17 protein-coding genes are annotated in these 17,537 nt (G+C 55.5%); 4 read left to right on the top strand and 13 right to left on the bottom strand.

What is annotated here, in order from left to right; translation table 11 throughout:
* Nucleotides 1–44: 44 nt before the first annotated feature.
* The 9 genes from DW088_RS11880 to yedF form a co-directional block, all read right to left on the bottom strand.
* A complete protein-coding gene (locus DW088_RS11880) occupies nucleotides 45–1,898 on the bottom strand; it encodes a polysaccharide deacetylase family protein (protein WP_118360881.1) in 1,854 nt (617 codons plus the stop codon).
* An 11-nt stretch (nucleotides 1,899–1,909) separates the two neighbouring features.
* On the bottom strand, nucleotides 1,910–3,451 hold the full coding sequence (locus DW088_RS11875) for an MBOAT family O-acyltransferase (protein WP_118360880.1): 1,542 nt from the start codon (nucleotides 3,449–3,451) through the stop codon (nucleotides 1,910–1,912).
* Nucleotides 3,451–3,678, bottom strand: coding sequence for an acyl carrier protein (locus tag DW088_RS11870; RefSeq protein ID WP_110435814.1), 228 nt, complete (start codon nucleotides 3,676–3,678; stop codon nucleotides 3,451–3,453). Before DW088_RS11870 ends, DW088_RS11875 begins: the two co-directional genes overlap by 1 nt.
* A gap of 14 nt (nucleotides 3,679–3,692) precedes the next feature.
* The gene (locus DW088_RS11865; protein WP_118360879.1) at nucleotides 3,693–4,469 is read right to left on the bottom strand and encodes a GNAT family N-acetyltransferase; all 777 of its coding nucleotides are present in this window, start codon (nucleotides 4,467–4,469) and stop codon (nucleotides 3,693–3,695) included.
* Entirely contained in the window at nucleotides 4,456–5,976 is a 1,521-nt protein-coding gene (locus DW088_RS11860; RefSeq protein WP_158574684.1) for an amino acid adenylation domain-containing protein, read from the bottom strand. Before DW088_RS11860 ends, DW088_RS11865 begins: the two co-directional genes overlap by 14 nt.
* A 69-nt stretch (nucleotides 5,977–6,045) precedes the next feature.
* Nucleotides 6,046–6,606: an alpha/beta hydrolase gene (locus DW088_RS11855; protein ID WP_118360877.1), complete on the bottom strand. Its 561-nt coding sequence runs from the start codon at nucleotides 6,604–6,606 to the stop codon at nucleotides 6,046–6,048.
* A 30-nt stretch (nucleotides 6,607–6,636) separates the two neighbouring features.
* Nucleotides 6,637–7,770, bottom strand: coding sequence for an aminotransferase class V-fold PLP-dependent enzyme (locus DW088_RS11850; protein ID WP_118360876.1), 1,134 nt, complete (start codon nucleotides 7,768–7,770; stop codon nucleotides 6,637–6,639).
* An 11-nt stretch (nucleotides 7,771–7,781) separates the two neighbouring features.
* Nucleotides 7,782–8,024, bottom strand: coding sequence for a DUF3343 domain-containing protein (locus DW088_RS11845; RefSeq protein WP_118360875.1), 243 nt, complete (start codon nucleotides 8,022–8,024; stop codon nucleotides 7,782–7,784).
* Complete coding sequence (gene yedF, locus DW088_RS11840; protein ID WP_118360874.1) at nucleotides 8,024–8,635, bottom strand: sulfurtransferase-like selenium metabolism protein YedF; 612 nt, start codon at nucleotides 8,633–8,635, stop codon at nucleotides 8,024–8,026. The genes DW088_RS11845 and yedF overlap by 1 nt, the downstream gene beginning before the upstream one ends.
* Before the next feature lie 379 nt (nucleotides 8,636–9,014).
* Here yedF and DW088_RS11835 point away from each other — a divergent pair, with 379 nt between their 5' ends.
* From DW088_RS11835 to DW088_RS11825, 3 genes are all read left to right on the top strand, one after another.
* The gene (locus DW088_RS11835) at nucleotides 9,015–10,520 is read left to right on the top strand and encodes a Y-family DNA polymerase (RefSeq protein ID WP_118360873.1); all 1,506 of its coding nucleotides are present in this window, start codon (nucleotides 9,015–9,017) and stop codon (nucleotides 10,518–10,520) included.
* A gap of 203 nt (nucleotides 10,521–10,723) precedes the next feature.
* Nucleotides 10,724–11,806, top strand: coding sequence for a GGDEF domain-containing protein (locus DW088_RS11830; RefSeq protein WP_118360872.1), 1,083 nt, complete (start codon nucleotides 10,724–10,726; stop codon nucleotides 11,804–11,806).
* Nucleotides 11,807–11,823: 17 nt separating this feature from the next.
* Nucleotides 11,824–12,258: a hypothetical protein gene (locus tag DW088_RS11825; RefSeq protein WP_118360871.1), complete on the top strand. Its 435-nt coding sequence runs from the start codon at nucleotides 11,824–11,826 to the stop codon at nucleotides 12,256–12,258.
* A 45-nt stretch (nucleotides 12,259–12,303) separates the two neighbouring features.
* Here the strand turns inward: DW088_RS11825 and DW088_RS11820 are convergent, their stop codons facing one another.
* Entirely contained in the window at nucleotides 12,304–12,948 is a 645-nt protein-coding gene (locus tag DW088_RS11820; protein ID WP_118360870.1) for a CatA-like O-acetyltransferase, read from the bottom strand.
* Between the two features lie 136 nt (nucleotides 12,949–13,084).
* Nucleotides 13,085–14,383 (bottom strand): sedoheptulokinase, encoded by a 1,299-nt coding sequence (locus DW088_RS11815; protein WP_118360869.1) that lies wholly within the window; start codon nucleotides 14,381–14,383, stop codon nucleotides 13,085–13,087.
* 175 nt (nucleotides 14,384–14,558) lie between these two features.
* Between DW088_RS11815 and DW088_RS11810 the strand changes: the two genes are divergently transcribed.
* On the top strand, nucleotides 14,559–14,927 hold the full coding sequence (locus tag DW088_RS11810; protein ID WP_116705445.1) for a hypothetical protein: 369 nt from the start codon (nucleotides 14,559–14,561) through the stop codon (nucleotides 14,925–14,927).
* A gap of 419 nt (nucleotides 14,928–15,346) precedes the next feature.
* Here the strand turns inward: DW088_RS11810 and DW088_RS11805 are convergent, their stop codons facing one another.
* Together DW088_RS11805 and ruvX are read right to left on the bottom strand one after the other, a co-directional pair.
* Complete coding sequence (locus DW088_RS11805) at nucleotides 15,347–16,687, bottom strand: Na+/H+ antiporter family protein (protein ID WP_118360868.1); 1,341 nt, start codon at nucleotides 16,685–16,687, stop codon at nucleotides 15,347–15,349.
* A 199-nt stretch (nucleotides 16,688–16,886) separates the two neighbouring features.
* Complete coding sequence (ruvX, locus tag DW088_RS11800; RefSeq protein ID WP_117491465.1) at nucleotides 16,887–17,303, bottom strand: Holliday junction resolvase RuvX; 417 nt, start codon at nucleotides 17,301–17,303, stop codon at nucleotides 16,887–16,889.
* Nucleotides 17,304–17,537: the final 234 nt, after the last annotated feature.

Genomic DNA, 17,537 nt, shown 5'->3' with positions numbered 1-17,537 from the left:
CAGACTGAGAATATTCTCAGTCTGCGTTTTCTATATCATAGATATTATTTTGCGAGTTCCGCCAGAAATTCATCCATGTTGGTGTCTTCCGTCATGGTAATGCGGTGCATGCTGTACAGCGTCTGCGGCAAACCCTGTACGACCGCATTCACGCCCGGCTGGGTGGTGAACGTCAGCTCGATGCCCTGGCTGCGCAGCGCATCCATCGTCAGTGTGCCGTACGCACCTTCCGGATAGGACAGCGCGTTGACCTTTTCGCCGGTGATCGGCTCGATGGCCTGCTGGCTCTGCTGGATATCAGCCTTGACAGCGGCTTCGTAGTCCTCATCGCTTTCGTCGGGCAGCTGCGCGAGTGTTTCCCGAACACGGTCGTTTCCGTCCTCGAACGGCGGCCACTGATGCATGTCATAGGTGTGACTCTGGATGGAAATCAGGCCGGAATCCACCATTTCCTGCATTTCAGCCGCGCCGAAGTGCGGTGTCATGGCGTGGTCGGTATCCTTGTAGGTATTCTTGCCGATGGAAACGCCGATGGCGAAAATGGTCGCCTTCATGTTGTATTCCTTGAGAACAGGGAATGCGTCCGCGTAGTTGCTCAGATAGCCATCGTCAAACGTGAGAACGATGGGTTTCTCGGGCAGCGGCGTACCGTTGTAGACGTAATCGCGCAGCTGCTCGAGCGAAACGGTGTTGTAACCGGCGTCATGGAGCGCTGCGATCTGCCGGCGGAAGGCTTCGGGCGAAATGGTAGCTGAGCCGCTCACATCCTCGGTCAGCTGGTGCCACGTCAGCACCGGAACCTTAACGGCGGTATCGTTGTCCGTGCGCGGTGCAGGACGCTGCGTGAAATAGTCATGCGGCGTGTCAGCCGTTACATAAGTGCCGAAATCCGACGGAATCGCGGTGATGGCAGGCGTAAAGTCGGGATATTCCTTCTCGGCAATGCGGGTTGCCATCATCTCGCCAATGTTGTTGCGGAAGTGCGTGCTGTCGTAGAAGAAGCGCGGTTCACTGCTGACAGACGAGGACGAAAAATCCCAGTAATCGGTCACTTTGGCAAGAGATTCGTAGAAATTCGTGATATCCTCGTCGTAAAAGTTCTTGTAATAGTCGGTGTACACCGGAGCGGTCAGCACAATCAGATTAACGCCGTTTTCCTCGCAAACCTTGCGGATTGCAGCCACCGACTGCATGCAGGCTTCGGTCTTGTACAGGTGCAGCGGTTCGTGGTTGGGATAATTGGTGAATACCGGATAGGCGTTCAGATAATCCGCGGTCGAACCGATCGGTTCCACATCACGCACGCGCTTGTCATATGCGCCGGTCTGCTCGTCGAATACATCGAACGACTGCGGCATGAGCGTGTCTTTCTTCTTGTTCACCAGCTTCTGATAGCCATACCGCGGGTCCGCGAGGAGAAACCGCGAGTAATACGACAGCGCGGACATATCCGGGTCGGTCTTGTAGTGCAGACTGTGGGTCAGCTTGTTGGACTCATCATCGTAGGTCAGGCCGTTGTCCAGATACACATTCAGCACCAGATTTTTGACTGTGTAGTTGTCGATCAGGTAGTTTGCGATCTTTTCGCAGTCCTTCATATCCGCACCGTACATGATGAGGTTGTAGAACTTCGCGTTCAGCATCTCGTTAAACGATTCGGTCGGCAGCGAGCTGGTGGACGAGCAGCCGAGGAAATACGAGTCGTACTCGTCATGGTGCTGCTCGAGATAGGAGATTTTCGCCGCACGCGGGTTGTTGGTCTCGTCATACGAAAACCACTGCATAAACCGGTCGCCGAACGCGCCGAACGGGTCGGTGACGTAGTTGAATCCGGCCAGCAGTGCGGCCAGGATCAGCACGATAACGGGCAGAGAAAGCACCCATTTTTTTGCGTTCATGCTCTGCCTCCTTAAAATTGCTTGTAGATGAACTCGGACGAGATGTATCCGGCACGGAAAATGCCGAACAGCAGCAGGACCACGAGCGAAACGGTCAGCACGGTCAGCTGCATGAGCGCCGGGCGCTCATTGAGCCACGCCTGCACATCCGTGCCGCGTTCCTCAAAGAACTCCACGCCGTGGACGATGAGAATGCCGACAAAAATGATGATAAAGTCGGAAATACCCAGTCCAAGCGTCGGCACAACCGACGTAAACTCACTGAAATGCGGGTGCAGCACGGTCGTTCCGAGCAGCGTGAATACAGTCTTGAGACGCGGTGCGCGGGTGAAATAACGGCCGATAAACACCAGTCCGAACGTGCGGACGGTCATAAAAATACGCCAGCCGGTCGATTTGTCGTTGATGTGCAGCTTTTCCTTCCACGAAAGGAAGCGGCGCTCCATCAGCAGGGAAGCGGTAATGAGGATACCGTTCCACAGGCCGAATGCAATGTAGCGGAAGTTGGCGCCGTGCCAGATGCCGATGATCAAATACACGATAAACGTAGCGGTCGAGGTGGCACAGATCTTGCCCATCATGCCCTTGAAATGCTTGCGCGCCCACTTGCCGAGCTTGCCGAACGGCTTGGAAAACGCCAGAGGATAGAACACATAGTCGCGCATCCACGCACCGAGTGTGATGTGCCAGCGGCGCCAGTAGTCGGTGAGCGAGGTGGAAAACAGCGGTCGGCGGAAGTTGAGCGTCATATCAATGCCGAACATACGCGCGACGCCGCGTGTGATGTCGATGCCGCCGGAAAAATCGCAGTACAGCTGAATGCAGTAAAACAGAATACCGAGCGCAATGACAGCACCGCCGTAGGGACAGTTCTCCATGATGACGTTGTTTACCAGAACAGCCGCGCGGTCGGCGATGACGATTTTTTTGAAGTAACCCCAGAGCGCCAGCTGAATGCCGATCTGCAGGTCATCCCAGCACAGCTTGCGCTCTGCGGTAAGCTGCGGCGCCAGCTGATCGAAACGGCTGATCGGTCCCTGCACCATCTGCGGGAAGAACGATACGAACAGACCGTAGCGCAGCGGATTGCGCTCGGGCGCATATTTGCCGCGGTACACGTCAATAACGTAGCTCATGGACTGGAAAATGAAAAACGACAGACCGAGCGGCACGACAAAATCCCATCGGGGAATGCGATTGCCGAGCGTGGACGGCAGCAGCTCGAGCGTAAAATTCCAGTATTTCATCGCGTAGAGCAAGCCAAAACAGCAGACCGCGCAAATTATCGCGATCTGCTTCTTTTTGTGCTGTATTTGGGCCTTTTGCGCCTTGTCGGCAGGCTTGATGGCGTTATAGCGTCCGAGAATAAGTCCGGTTACCCAGGTCATTCCGGCTACCAGAACCACCCACGCAAACGCCTTGACCGAGCCGGCCATGTAAAACGCCGCACTCGCCAGCAGCAGGATGCACCACTGTGCCTTTTTCGGCACGATGTAGTAGAGCAGCACGCTCGCAATGGTAAGTACGATAAATGAAGCGGAAGTAAAAGCCATTAGTCCTGCGCGTTCTCGATCAGTTCAACGATGGCGTCAACCGAGTTGAAGTTCTCCGGCGTCAGGTCGTTGACACCCAGCTGAACGTCAAACTCCTCCATCAGCTCGGAAATAACGGCTACGATGTCGAGGGAATCGATGATGCCGTCGTCGATGATGGCAGTTTCGTTCTCAAAGTCGTTGCCCGGGCAGATCTCATTCAGAATTTCGATAATTTTTTCTCTCATGGTCGATTTCTCCTTTAATTATATTGCAGCACGGCGGAAGTCCATCCGTCGGGCCGGTAGCCGTGTTGTTCGTAAAAATGCTCGGCCGGAGCATTGCCGGTCCGCGCCCATACCTGACTTTTTACGCCGTCTGTCACACTCAGGTAGGCGGTGAGCAGTTCGCCTGCCAGTCCGCGTCCGCGGCAGTCCGCACGCACGGCAAGATGCCGGATTTCGGTAGAGACGCGGGAAACCGCAAAATGCAGCACGCCGGAAACGCCCTGTTCGTCCCGGGTGATAACGGTGTGGCCGGTTGCGAGGTTTTCACGTAGATCGTCCGCAGTCGGCAGACAGCCGGTGAGAGCGGAGAAGTGCTCACTTAAAAAGTGGGAAACATCCTCGAAATCCTCCGGTTTTGCAGGAACTGCGGTTGTTTCCATCGGAAATGCTTCCGGTTTGCGGGTGCGCCGCGTGCGGCGCAGCACCTGACGAAAACCGAGGGCACAGAACTGCTCGGCGGCATTAGCCATGACCTCCGCGTCTTTCGCGCGGCAGGACAGCTCGGTCACAACCGGCCTGTCCGTCTCCGGCAGGGAGAGCACCGCGCCCGGATGCAGGTAGAACGTCATCACAAGGTGGTTGCCGCGTTCGCGGAACAGTAGCAGAGCGCCGTCTGCCTCGTGGATGTACAGTCCGTTTTCGATTTCGCGCGTGTAGTCCTCACCGCGCAGAAAGTTGTTGGTGAGGACACCGCGCTTGAGCTGTGCGTTCAGCAGATCGGAAATCTGTGCGAAATTCTCAATCTTCCGCATGGATAAATTGCTCCTTCAGCTTGACGCGGTCGATCTTGCCGTTGGCATTCATCGGCAGTGCGTCCAGCTTTTCATAGATGTTGGGCAGCATATACTTGGGTACCAGTCTGCGCATGGCACGCGCGAGTGCCGCGGCATCCGGCTCGCCCTCGTAGATGCAGAGGATGCGGTCGCGGCTGCGGTCAAACAGGCAGGCTGCGGCGGCGATGCCGTCCACGCTGTGCAGCGCGGTCTCGATCTCGCCAAGCTCGATGCGGTAGCCCATGTGCTTGATCTGGCCGTCCTGCCGCGACAGGAAATACAGCAGACCGTCGTCCTTCTTGACGGCGATATCGCCCGTGCGGTACAGAATATCGCGGAAATACGGGTTTGTCGGGTTCTGGATGAAGCATTCGTTCGTCTTTTCCCAGTTGCCGAAATAGCCGCTGGCCAGTCCGCTGCCGCGCACGCAGATCTCGCCGGCCTCGCCGTCCGGAACAGGCTTGCCGTCCTTGTCGAGCAGCACAATCTGCATGTTGCGGCAGGCTTTGCCGATTGGAATGGCTTCATCGTCGCGGTAGTCGCGGGTGAGGTGGAATGCGGCGCAGTCCACGGTGGTCTCGGTCGGTCCGTACATATTGACAACCTCGAGCCCCGGAATCGCGGCCTTCCACGCGTTCACATAGCGCGCCTGCAGCGCTTCACCGCCGAGAGCGGCTTTGCACAGCGTGGGCGGTGCACATTTGCTCAGCGCACCCGAGCTTGCCACGAAGTGAAACGCGCTGGTCGCCCAGTTGATGGCGGTCACGCCGACACGCTCCATCTCCTTGAGCAGCAGCATCGGGAAGGTGAACAGCTTTTTCGAGAAAATATGGCAGGTTGCACCGAGCGAAAGGGTCTGGTACAGATCCTTGCACGAAAGATCAAAGTAAAACGGTGCCTGATTGCCGAAAACATCGTTTTCAGTGTAGCCGCAGAACTCGCTCATCCAGTCGGTGAAGTCGATGACCGCACGGTGCGGAATGACGATTCCCTTCGGCGCACCGGTCGAACCCGAGGTGAACAGCAGATAAACCGGGTCGATATCCAGCACGTTCTCACGGATGGACTGCAGCAGGTCTGCGTCAGCCGGTACTGCAAAGCCCTCGTCCATCGAGATGAGCGGGGCACAGTCGGCAAGCGGCTCAGCCTGCCTGCGGTTGCCCTCAGCGTAGACGATAGCGGCGGGATGAACCTGCTCGAAAATACGGCGGATACGCGCTTCCGGCATGTGGTCGTCGATCGGAACGTAGCAGCCGCCCGCATACAGCACACCTTGCATCGCGGCAACGCTTTCGGCCGTGCGGCCGATCAAAACCGCGACCGGCTTGTGCAGCGTATCGACGGTTCCGGCAAGGTGCGTGCCCAGACCCTGTGCGGCCTTCAGCAGCTCGCCGAAGGTGAACACGCGGTTCTCATCGCAGAACGCAGGCTTGTCCGCGTGCATTCGGGCAGAGGATTCCAAATATTCGAGTACATTTTTTCTCATAGACATACTTCCTCATTATGATAGTCTATTTTATCATAGAGGGCGGAAAAAGTAAACGGAAAACGGCAGTTACGTCGTAGAATCCATCCAGTGTGCGGTTTCATCCATAATATCGTGCAGAATAAAAATATCGTGCAAGGTATCGCCGGTTTCCATTGAGTGGTTGGCGTTTTCGGTCAGATAGAGCGGAATGCCGATCTTCCGGCAGCCGTTCGTGATCATCTCGGTGTCCGCCCACGGATCGGCGGTGCCGTGAAAGGCAATGCCGGTCGGGTCGAGATAGGGCAGGGCTTGCTCAATCGGCGTGTAGTACACCTGCCGCGGATGAATGCCCTGCCGGACGGCGTAGCGTGCTGCAATCGCAGTGCCGATGCTCTTCGAGAGGAAGAAAACGCGGTCGTAAGCGGTCCAGTCGATGGCGGTAAGCTGTTCCTCTGCGGCAGAAAGCGCGGTCTGCACAGCCTGTTCGATTTTTTCGGCATGGCCTCTCAAACCGGTCGGCAGAGCAGGATACTGCACTGCGAGCAGGTAACAGCCGCGTGCGCGTGCAAGTTTGGCGCTGTAATACAGCAGCGGTTTGTCGATATGGTAGCCGATGCCGGGGAACAGCACGGCAAGCTGGTTGCTCATAGGTAAGGCTCCTTTGGGGAAAATGCAGGATTACTCCGCCAGCTCCCGCACGGCGGCAATTGCGGTATCGACCTCAGTTTCCGTGTTAAAATACGAAAAGCTGAAGCGAACCGCGCCCTGCTGCACGGTGCCGAGCGCCTCGTGCATGCGCGGCGCACAGTGTGCACCGGCGCGTGTGGCGATGTCATAATCGGCAAACAGCGCGTCCGCGACCTCGGCGGAGTCATAATCGCGGATGTTAAGTGCCACGACAGCTGCGCGTTCCGGCCGGGAGAAATTGCCGTAGACGGTCACGCCGTCAATGTCCTTCACACCGTCGTAAAACCGCCGCATGAGTGCGCGTTCGTGTGCTCCGATGGCCTGCACGGTCTGTTTTTCGATAAATTTCAGCGCGGCATGCAGTCCGGCGATGCCGTGCGTATTGAGCGTGCCCGCTTCGAGCCGTGCGGGATACGCCTGCGGCTGCTCGCGGTCGTAGGAGTGAATGCCGGTACCGCCGCGGAGCAGCGGCTGAATCTCCACATCCGGCCGGATGCACAGACCGCCGGTTCCCTGCGGACCCATCAGGCCCTTGTGGCCGGTGAAGCAGAGCACGTCAATGTTCATGCGCTGCATGTCGATCGGTACCGCACCTGCCGTCTGCGATGCATCGACAACCAGAAGGGCACCGTGTGCGTGCGCCCTTGCACCGATTTTGGCGATATCGAGCAGGTTTCCGGTCAGATTGGATGCATGCGTGCAGACAACGGCCTTGGTTTCCGGGCGAAAGAGCGTTTCCATATCCTCATAGCGGATATTGCCCTGACGGTCCGCTGATACAAAATCCACCGATACGCCGCGCGTCTGCAGATCATACAGCGGACGGAGCACGGAATTGTGCTCCAGATCGGTCGAAATGACGTGATCGCCGGACGAAAACAGACCGTAGAGTGCAATATTCAGCGCCTCGGTGGAGTTCGCGGTGAATACAACATGGTCCGCACGCAGACAGCCGAACAGCTTCGCCAGCCTGCTCCGCGTCTCGAACACCATGCGCGACGCGGAAAGCGACACGCCGTGTGCGCCGCGCGATGCATTTCCTGCGGTAAGAATGGCGTTTTTGACCGCCTCTGCGACTTCAGGCGGCTTGTGCAGCGTGGTCGCTGCGTTATCCAGATAAATCATGATTTCCTCCGTCAGTCGAACAGTTCGACGAGAGCATGTGTCTCGAATCCGATGCCGGTTTCACGCAGAGTGTCGAGGAGCACCTGTTCCTCGCTTGTTTCGGCCTTCCATGCCAGTCCGCAGCCTGCGCTCACCTGAGAGGGAATCGGGATCATGCGTCCGGGCAGACCGCGCTGCGTGAACATGGCTTCTGCCGCGAGCGCCTGCTCGGTGGACGCAAACGCGATGACCGCAAACGGCCGTTTGCGCCGCATCACGGGCGCAGAATGAGGTCGGCCTGCATCTGCTTCTCTGTGATGACATACATGTTGGTCACGTCACCAACTGCCAGCTTGTCGGTCAGGCCATAGTGGTTGAGACAGGTACCGCAGGTCAGAATCTCCACACCGAGCGATGCCAGGTTTTTCAGATCCTCGAGCGATGCCGAGTCTTCGCAGGTCAGGCGTGCGCCACCGTTGTAGAACAGAATCGTGCTCGGCAGGTGCTCCTGCTGGGTGAGCGCAAAAATAAAGCCCTTGATGAGAATGCGGCCCAGCTCCTCGTCGCCCTCGCCCATGTGGTCGGCGGAAATGACAACGACCGTCTTTTTCTGCGCCGCCGGTACGGTGCAGGCAATCTGCTCATCGGCTTCTGCCTTGCCGACGGTGTTTTCGGTCGTGATCGTCACGCAGAACTCCTTGTCCGAGCGTTTTTCGGTTGTGATCGAGCAGCCCTTGCTCTCCGCAAGGCGGGTCAGATTCTGCACCGCAATTTCATTATCTACCAGCGTCTGAACCGTGCCCGCACCCTTCAAATCCTGCAGCGCGTGCAGCGTTTTGATGACCGGAATCGGACATGTGTCACCGAGCGCATTCACTTGTACCATAATAAAGTTCCTCCTTTTGGGGATGTTCTGTGGATAGTATAGCACAATAAATCACTGAAGACCATAATTTATCCATAGGATTGCGGAATACTGGGAAGAGAGGACGGTTTTTCTTGACGGTGTTCTCTTGAAAAGGGTAAAATTATAATGTATTTTACAAAAGTACGCAAAATTTATTCGCAAATCGCTCTTGTTCAATTATGCGGTATTGCCCTAAACGATAATTATCTATCCGTAACCTTATATAGAACACATTTACAGATATTACTTGCTTATTTGAACTGTGTTACCGGAAAATTATCTATGGATAACCCGAATATCCAATATCTGATACAAAATCGTTATCTGATTGACTGACACGCTGATAGGAGGCATAACCATGCGATCCCACACCTACCTTGCCATCGACCTGAAATCCTTCTATGCCTCCGTGGAGTGCCGGGAGCGCAGGCTGGATCCGCTCGACACGCACCTTGTTGTCGCGGACGAGACCCGCACGGACAAGACCATCTGTCTGGCAGTCACGCCGTCGCTGAAAAGCTACGGCATTTCCGGCCGCGGACGGCTGTTTGAGGTACGTCAGCGCGTCAAGCAGGTCAACGCCGAGCGGCAGCGCCGTGCGCCCGGGCACACATTCACCGGCGCGTCTTACTCTGCTGCGGAACTGCGGGAAAACCCGTCTCTTGCGATGAATTTCATCATCGCACCGCCGCATATGGCGCATTATATGGCGTACAGCAGCCGGATTTATGCCATTTACATGAAATATGTCGCACCGGAGGACATGGTTGTGTACTCGATCGACGAGGTGTTCATGGACGTGACCGGCTATCTTCAGACCTACGGCCTGACCGCGCGTGAGCTGGCGCGGAAAATCATTCTCGATGTGCTGAACACCACCGGCATCACGGCCACAGCAGGCATCGGCACCAACCTGTTTCTTTGCAAGGTGGCGATGGATATTGTTGCTAAGCACGTTCCCGCCGACCGCGACGGCGTGCGTATCGCCGAGCTGGACGAGCGCAGATTCCGGCATGAACTGTGGTCACATCAGCCGCTTACCGATTTCTGGCGCGTGGGACGCGGCACCGCAAAAAAGCTCGAGCAGTACGGCATGTGCACTATGGGCGATATCGCGCTGTGCTCGGAGAAAAACGAGGATCTGCTGTATAAGCTGTTCGGCAAAAACGCGGAGCTGCTCATCGACCATGCGTGGGGATGGGAGCCGTGCACGGTCGCAGATATCAAAGCCTACAAGCCGAGCACCAACAGCATCAGCACCGGGCAGGTGCTCGCGTGTCCGTATACAGCGGACAAGGCACGTCTGGTTGTCCGCGAAATGGCGGATCAGCTGGTACTTGATCTGGTGAGCAAGGGCCTGGTCACCGACCGGCTTGTGCTGACCGTCGGGTATGATATTGATAACCTGAACGATCCGGCACGGCGGATTAACTACCACGGCAAGACCGAGACCGATCGCTACGGGCGCACGCTTCCAAAATCTGCACACGGCACGCAGAGTCTCGGAGAACTGACCTCGTCTACGCGAAAGCTCATGGACGCAGCGACCACGCTGTTCGACCGTATTATCGACCCGAATCTGCTCATCCGGCGCATGTATCTGGTGGCAGATCACATCCTTCCGGAATCTGACGCGCCCCAGCCGGCTCGGTGTGAGCAGCTTGACCTGTTTACCGACTATGGTGCCGAGCAGGAGCGCCGGAGGGCAGAGCAGGCCGCACTCGAGCGGGAACGAAAGCTGCAGCAGGCGGCGCTTGCCATCAAGAGCAAATACGGCAAAAACGCGCTGCTCAAGGGCATGAACCTTGAGGAAGGTGCAACTGCCATCGAGCGAAACGGAAAAATCGGCGGGCATAACGCATAATCGGAAAAACATGCTAAGGCAATGTAAATGAATTGCCTGATTCTGCCTCTCCACTGACGTTCTATGTCGAAAATTCGACATTTCAGGCAGTCACCCTTGTATATGGCAATCAAAGGAAATATAATATATTCACAATAATATGGGAAATATATCTTTTCTGGAAGGATTGCGAAGCCGCAAGGCAGCTGCATACGGAGAAGCTAATGAAAATTATCTGCGAAAAAGGCTATCACGCCGGAAATGTCCTGCGTCTGGTAGCGGAATATTTGGAAAAACGATATCCGGATGATATGATTCTGGATGAAAATATGGAAATCACGCTTTCACTCAAGAACGGTGAGAACGGTCAGTCCATCGTGCTCGGTGAGAAGGAGCTGCAGCTGTCACACCACACAGCCGACCATTCCGAGGACTACTATAATCATGATGTGCTGACCCATCTGTACACGCGCTGCAAGTACGAGCACGATCTCAAGGTCTTTCAGCTGGCGAATTATGCGCGGCTGACCTGCATTTACATGGATGCCGTCGGCCTACATGAGATCAACAACCACTTGGGACATGAGGCCGGCGACCATATGCTGCGCTCGATTGCGGACGGGATTCGGAAGTATTTCCCGGACGACTGCGCATACCGCATCGGCGGTGATGAGTTTGTCCTGCTGTGTCCGGCGCGTCAGCCGGAGGAGCTTGCAGAAAGCCTTGCGGCGTTCCGTCACACAATCCGTGAGATGGGTTATGAGGTCTCGGTCGGCGTGTCTGAGAGCACGGACAGGCAGACGCTGAACGAGACGGTCAATCGGGCTGAAACGGCCATGCGGCATGATAAGATGGAGTTTTACCGCAATAACGGCGGTATCCGTCAAATGCGCATCATAGATGACAAGCTGGAGCAGCTGCTCATCAAAAAGCAGGATGTTACCCGTTTTCTGCAGGCCATCGCGCCGCTTTACAGGGGAGTGTACATGGTCAATGCCAAGCAGGATACCTGTCGGTATATTTATGTTCCGCCGTATTTTAAGACCATGCTGGAGAATAATCATCATGCGTTTATGTCTTCCGTGCGTGAGTACTGCCGCGAACTGGTTCATCCGGAGTATTATGACGAATTTGCAAAGCTGCTGGATTACAGCTATATAGAGGAGCAGATTGCGGCGCATGGTTCGCTGGAGATGACCTATCAGATACGGGACGGCAGCCGGGTACATCTCAAAATCACCAAGGCCGACCGGAGTTCCGCAGACGCACATGAGTTGCTGTGGATTTTTCTGGACGAAACGCAGTAGAAGAAAGCAGGTGAAGCATGTCCGCAATCGACAATCGAAAATACGCCGGGATTATGAATCTGCCGCATCATGTCTCCCCGACCCGTCCGCAGATGCCCATGAGCGACCGTGCGGCGCAGTTTTCGCCGTTTGCGGCGCTGACCGGGTATGCCGGTGTTATCCGTGAGACAGCGCGGCTGACCGACCGCAAAATCGAGCTGGACGAGACCATGCTGACCGCACTTAACGAGCGGTATCGGCTGCTGCTTTCCGTGCTCGATGCAGAACCCGAGGTGGAGATCACCTATTTTGTGCCGGATGAACGCAAATCCGGCGGTGCATACCGCACAGTTTCCGGTGTGGTCAAAAAGGCGGATGAGTTCACGCGGCGGCTGACCCTGACAGACGGCACGGTGATTCCGATGGAGGATGTGCTGATGTTGGATGGGGCAATATTTGGACAGGATGAATGAGAAAATCCACACTTTTCACAAAGAAAAGCGTGGATTTTTGTACATTCAGTGCAGAGCATCCAGTTCCTCCTGCAGATACCGGAAGAACAAACCGGCGTGGTATCCATCTGCCACCGCATGTGCAATGGTGATATTGACCGGCATATTGACCTTTTCGCCGCATTTTTCGTATCTGCCCATGACAACGATGGGGAAGTATGCAGGCTGTCCGTCCGCGACGCGGCTGCCGCAGCCGGTAAACGTCGTCCACGGCGTACAGGATACGCAGTAGAAATTCGCAGGCTGATTCGGCTTGGTCTTGATGCCCTTGACATCCTTATAGGTCTCCATATCTGCGGTAATGGCGTTGTAAAACGTGGGGAAATCCTCGGAAAAGTCCGTCCAACAGTCGGAAAACGTGCAGTCATCCGGATGAAAGAACGTGAAATTCGGCACGATTTTATCCCAGACACAGAGTTCGTTGTCCGCGTTTTTGAACATGCGGAAGTTCTCGATGCGGCCCAGCGCCTTGGTGACGCAGTAAATCGCTGCTGCGTAGAATTTATAGCCGTGTGCATGACAGAAACGGAGCAGGTTTTGCACATCCACCGGCGCCGTCATATTGAATTCAACCTTGAGAGCCTCGGTATAGTAGCGGTAGTGCTCACGGCGAGGCCAGCTTTCCATATCGACTTTTTTGAAGGCTTGCATAGCGTTCCATCCTTTCCGAACCCTGCAGGTACACGCCCTGACTTTTTGGCATTTGCAAAGCAAACGCTATTCATGCGCACTAACGCGCGAAATTCAAAATATTGATGATACGACTTGTTCAATAATCTTGCTGCTGTCAAATCTGCTGCTCCACAGCGAACTGTGCCGCGCCTGCGGCAGCTTCCTCACGGCCATCGGATAGCGTGAGCGGACAGCCGAAGGCTGTCTCAAAGCGCTGCTGCAGATACCGGTTCTGCCGCAGACCGTTGCCCGAGCCAATCAGCCTTTTCGGCGTACCGCCGGCCTGCCGATATGCGGTGTACATGCGGTGCAGCTCGTCGGCCATGCCGTCCATCACGCCGTAAATCAGGTGTAAAGGCGTGAAATTATGCGTTGTAAGACCGGAAATACTGCCGGTCAGGCTGCTGTCCGCGCGCGTGCCTTCAAACAGGGTGCAGACGGCAGGCACATCATCCGGACGCGGATTTTCATTTAGCAGACGCGTCATTGCGTCGTAGCAGCTGTGCACTTCCGTGCCGAGCATGGACGCGGTGGAGCGGAAAAACTGCTCGAGCAGCGCGTAAGCGCGTCCGCCGCACAGCGAAGCACCGGTCAGAAGATAGCCGCCGCCCGGCATGGGACGGGTCTCCAAGCCGTCTGCCTGCAGATAGTGCGGCGTAAACACGGAAAACTGACTGCCGGTGCCGACATTCACGAGCATTTCAGCGGTTTTGTCGCGCACCGAGCGCAGAAAGCTGGCTTGATTGTCACCGATGGCGGCACAGACAGCCGCATTCCGGAAGTGCCCGATTACCGGCTCGGCGGCAAGCTGCGGGACAAAGTTCGGGTCGATACCGGCTTTTTGCAGAGCGTTTTGGTCGAAAGCACAGCGTTCCGCGTCGAAAAAGCCGATGCTTGCGGCGTTGCTGGCATCCATGCGCGGCGCAGCCAATCCGCACAGCCGCATGGCAAGGTAGTCACCGATGGTGCAGCAGGTGACGGCGGCGGGCGGCACAAGTCCGGCGGCAAGGTTGTACGCGTGCGTTACCAGACCATAGCCTGCCGCGGCAAGGTATCCGGTCACGCGCGTGAGATACTGCACCCAGCTTTCGGTTTTGCTGTGCGGCAGGCTGCCGCGCGCGTCCTGCCAGGTGTACAGCGGACTGACGGCATTACCGTCCGCATCCACATACAGAATGCCGTGCATTTGCCCAGTCACGCCGATGGAATGAATATCCGGATAGCGTTCAAACAGCGTTTCGATAACAGAAAGTGCGGTTTGCGTGATCTTTTCCACGTCCTGCTCGCGTGCGCACGCCAGCGCAGACGGAATAAAGGCACCGTTTGCCCGCGTTTCGCTGGCGAGGAACTGCTCGTCCTCGAGCACAGCCGCGCTGATTGTTGTGGTGCCGATGTCAATGCCTAATGTTTTCATGCTGGGTTCCTCGGTTCGCCTGATGGTTCTGTCAGCAGTATAGCACAGCGGAGCGTGTATGAAAAGAAATTGCGCACAAATTTGTCCACAAGTTTGTGGATAATTTACCGACTTGAAAAACGAGTTGCACATGCTATAATAAAGTCGCAGAACAGAGAAAAGGGGAGCGAATAACATGGACCGAAATTTTCTCAAGCAGAGCATTCGGCGTGAGCTGGACTATTACAAGGACGGCCTGTTCAACGAGGATGAGGACGAATACTGGGAGCGTGCATGGGCGGCGCCGGACGATGATGACAGCATGGCGGAAAACGGCTTTCTCAATGTAGCGATGGCGCACCTGCAGGGCGATGAATGCGACGAAATCGTGCTGCTCGGCACGGAATACGGCTATCATGAGCCGGATTACGACAGTTATATCGACATCGGACACGCCTTTGTCAACGATATGGGCACCGGCTTTCTGCAGACCGAGGGCACTGAGGATGACTGGGAACAGCTGGTTGACGATATTGCGGAAATTCTGGATGGAAAGACGGAGTAGCTTTCCACTGAGTTATCCACATTGCTGTGGATAAAAATAAAAACGCTCGAGTAATCTCGAGCGTTTGAGGCTGCCGAAAAACTCCGTTTTTCGAGCAGCCTCTCGATTGAAACCACGCTTTCAATCGAATCTTGACGAAAAGCCGCGCCCTACGGGCACGATTTTTCGTCCCTTGTATAATTCCCGAGGTACACAAGGTGAATTGCCGCATAGCGGCAAGAGAGGGCGGTCTGGACCATGCCCCCGGGAATTATGAATTTGCTGTGCAAATTCTATTTTATGCGTGCTGCCGCACGAAAAGTAAAAACGATAGATTGACTTTATCGACAGACTGAAACGCTCGAGTAATCTCGAGCGTTTTTCATCGTCGCGCCTTAAACCTTAATTATTATTGCAGAGGTGTTTGCAGGGGTGCTGTTTTACAGCACCTGCGACATCAAAATCGCGCAGATCATAATCGGAATATTAAACGCGATAAACGTTGGGATACAGGTATCGCGGATATGGTCGTGCTGACCGTCGGCGTTGAGTCCGGAGGTTGGGCCGAGCGTAGTATCGGACGCGGGCGAACCTGCATCGCCAAGGGCAGCGGCGGCCGAAATGAGCAGGATGGTAGCCGGAGTGGAGAACCCAAGCGAGCTGCACATCGGCACGAACAGCACAGCGAGCACGGGCACAGTACCGAACGAGGTGCCGATGCCCATCGTCACCAGCAGGCCGATGAGCGTAATGACAATCGCAGCGACAACCTTGCTGCCGCCTACAGCGGAAATACCGGCGTTTACGAGCGCGTCAATGCCGCCGGTGGCCTTGATGACCGAGGCGTAGCCGCCTGCCACCAGCATAATGATGGCAATCTGACCCATCAGACGGATACCGCCCTCGATCTGCTCGTCAATGTCACTCCATTTGATAGCGCGGAACACGATGATGATGATCAGGCCGCACAGCGCGGAAAGCGCCAGATCCTGACTGATAACCTGCACGACTGCGACAACAATCGCGGCGGCAAGCATGACATAATGGCGATACTCGAGCTTTTCCGAAATTACCTCGGCAGCGGAGGTGTCTGCTTCAATGTCGTGGTAGTCACGCGGCTTGCGGTACAGGACAAATACGGCGATGAACAGACCGATCAGCATGGCAACGCCAATGCTCCAGTTGGCGGCGGTAACGTCCTTGACCGTTACAGAAAGACCGTTTTCACTCAGATTATCCGCGATAACGCGCTGAAAAATCAATCCGAAACCAAACGGAATGGTGATATACGGCGCTTTATGGCCGAACGCCAGCGCACACGCAACGGCACGCCGGTCAAGCCGCATACGGTTCATCATGCGGAGCAGCGGCGGCACGAGAATCGGGATGTATGCGATATGCACCGGAATGAGGTTCTGCGACAGGCAGGCAACGAGCGTCAGCACACCAATGAGCGCCAGTTTGTGTCCGCCGAGCAGGCGCGACAGCTTTTTCGACAGAATATCGGCCAGACCGGTCGTGGCGATGCAGGTGGCAAACGTGCCGAGCAGGATGTACGCCAGCGCAGTCGTGGCGTTGCTGGCAAAGCCGCCGGTCAGCAGCTGCATGACGGTCTGCGTGCCCTCGGGCGCGTTCAGCAGCGGGATACCGCCGGCCACGCCGCCGATGATGCACGCGATGAGCATGGACAGCAGCACATTCAAACCGGTCAGGCACAGAACACAGAGCACCAGTACGGATATCGTGACCGGGTTTGTGAGCAGGCTGAAAAGAATAGACATGTATCATTCTCCTTAGAAACAAAAACCGCATGCAGCGGGACTTGCACACGGTAAAGTATTGAAGTTTTTCTTATTGTAGCAGAAAAAAGCCAAACCGTCAAGAAATGTTTCTTATCGAAAGAAGTTATTGGAAAAGCAAACGGCACCTGCGGGAAACAGGTGCCGAAAAAGGATACTATATAAATAGATATACCGGAAATCACTGGCGGCGCTTAAAATCCAGATAGCCCTGCAGGATAAGCGTTGCCGCGACTGCATCGACGTTCTGACGGTGCTTTTTTTCCTTTTTGCCGCTGCGGTGCAGGATTTCGTGTGCGGCGACCGTCGTGCGACGCTCGTCCCACAGCACAACGTGCAGTCCGGTGCGCTCCTCCAGCTCTTTCGCCAGAGTCTCGCACTTTTCGGCACGAGGGCCAACTGTGCCGTCCATGTTCTTCGGGTGGCCGAGGACGATCTCCTCAATCTTGTTTTCCTGAATGAATGCCGCCAGCTTGTCCACCAGCTTGGCGTAATTCCACTCGTGGATCACGCTCGGCGAGCCGGCCAGAAAGCCGGAAGGATCGGAGATCGAAAGGCCGGTGCGGGCGTCTCCGTAATCAATGCCCAAAATACGCATAGTCATACTCCTGTTTCTTGGGCAGTTTTTCAAATCGGTGTTTTCTGCCCGTGTGATTACCCTGAGTATACCATAAAAAACGAAAATAATCAGCACTTTTTCAGAAAAAATGCTTGACCGCAAATCCCTCACATGCTATACTAAAAACACCTATGCAGGTTCTTTTTTTGCGCCTATTTTTCGTGTGTCTGAAAAGTTGACGTCGGAACGCTGACAGAGGGAGGCAATTAGCTT

Source organism: Butyricicoccus sp. AM05-1, assembly GCF_003474415.1.
GTDB classification, from domain to species: domain Bacteria; phylum Bacillota; class Clostridia; order Oscillospirales; family Butyricicoccaceae; genus Agathobaculum; species Agathobaculum butyriciproducens.
The sequence above is the reverse complement of the archived record's forward strand: the minus strand, read 5'-3'. Positions and strand labels throughout refer to the sequence as shown.

Bases quoted from the DNA above. Each gene is read 5' to 3' on its own strand.
- yedF (WP_118360874.1), bottom strand. From the start codon at position 8,635: ATGGTACAAGTGAATGCGCTCGGTGACACATGTCCGATTCCGGTCATC.
- DW088_RS11835 (WP_118360873.1), top strand. From the start codon at position 9,015: ATGCGATCCCACACCTACCTTGCCATCGACCTGAAATCCTTCTATGCC.
- DW088_RS11810 (WP_116705445.1), top strand. From the start codon at position 14,559: ATGGACCGAAATTTTCTCAAGCAGAGCATTCGGCGTGAGCTGGACTAT.
- DW088_RS11870 (WP_110435814.1), bottom strand. From the start codon at position 3,678: ATGAGAGAAAAAATTATCGAAATTCTGAATGAGATCTGCCCGGGCAAC.
- ruvX (WP_117491465.1), bottom strand. From the start codon at position 17,303: ATGCGTATTTTGGGCATTGATTACGGAGACGCCCGCACCGGCCTTTCG.
- DW088_RS11850 (WP_118360876.1), bottom strand. From the start codon at position 7,770: ATGATTTATCTGGATAACGCAGCGACCACGCTGCACAAGCCGCCTGAA.
- DW088_RS11805 (WP_118360868.1), bottom strand. From the start codon at position 16,687: ATGTCTATTCTTTTCAGCCTGCTCACAAACCCGGTCACGATATCCGTA.
- DW088_RS11860 (WP_158574684.1), bottom strand. From the start codon at position 5,976: ATGAGAAAAAATGTACTCGAATATTTGGAATCCTCTGCCCGAATGCAC.
- DW088_RS11845 (WP_118360875.1), bottom strand. From the start codon at position 8,024: ATGCGGCGCAAACGGCCGTTTGCGGTCATCGCGTTTGCGTCCACCGAG.
- DW088_RS11880 (WP_118360881.1), bottom strand. From the start codon at position 1,898: ATGAACGCAAAAAAATGGGTGCTTTCTCTGCCCGTTATCGTGCTGATC.
- DW088_RS11865 (WP_118360879.1), bottom strand. From the start codon at position 4,469: ATGCGGAAGATTGAGAATTTCGCACAGATTTCCGATCTGCTGAACGCA.
- DW088_RS11855 (WP_118360877.1), bottom strand. From the start codon at position 6,606: ATGAGCAACCAGCTTGCCGTGCTGTTCCCCGGCATCGGCTACCATATC.
- DW088_RS11830 (WP_118360872.1), top strand. From the start codon at position 10,724: ATGAAAATTATCTGCGAAAAAGGCTATCACGCCGGAAATGTCCTGCGT.
- DW088_RS11815 (WP_118360869.1), bottom strand. From the start codon at position 14,383: ATGAAAACATTAGGCATTGACATCGGCACCACAACAATCAGCGCGGCT.
- DW088_RS11875 (WP_118360880.1), bottom strand. From the start codon at position 3,451: ATGGCTTTTACTTCCGCTTCATTTATCGTACTTACCATTGCGAGCGTG.
- DW088_RS11820 (WP_118360870.1), bottom strand. From the start codon at position 12,948: ATGCAAGCCTTCAAAAAAGTCGATATGGAAAGCTGGCCTCGCCGTGAG.
- DW088_RS11825 (WP_118360871.1), top strand. From the start codon at position 11,824: ATGTCCGCAATCGACAATCGAAAATACGCCGGGATTATGAATCTGCCG.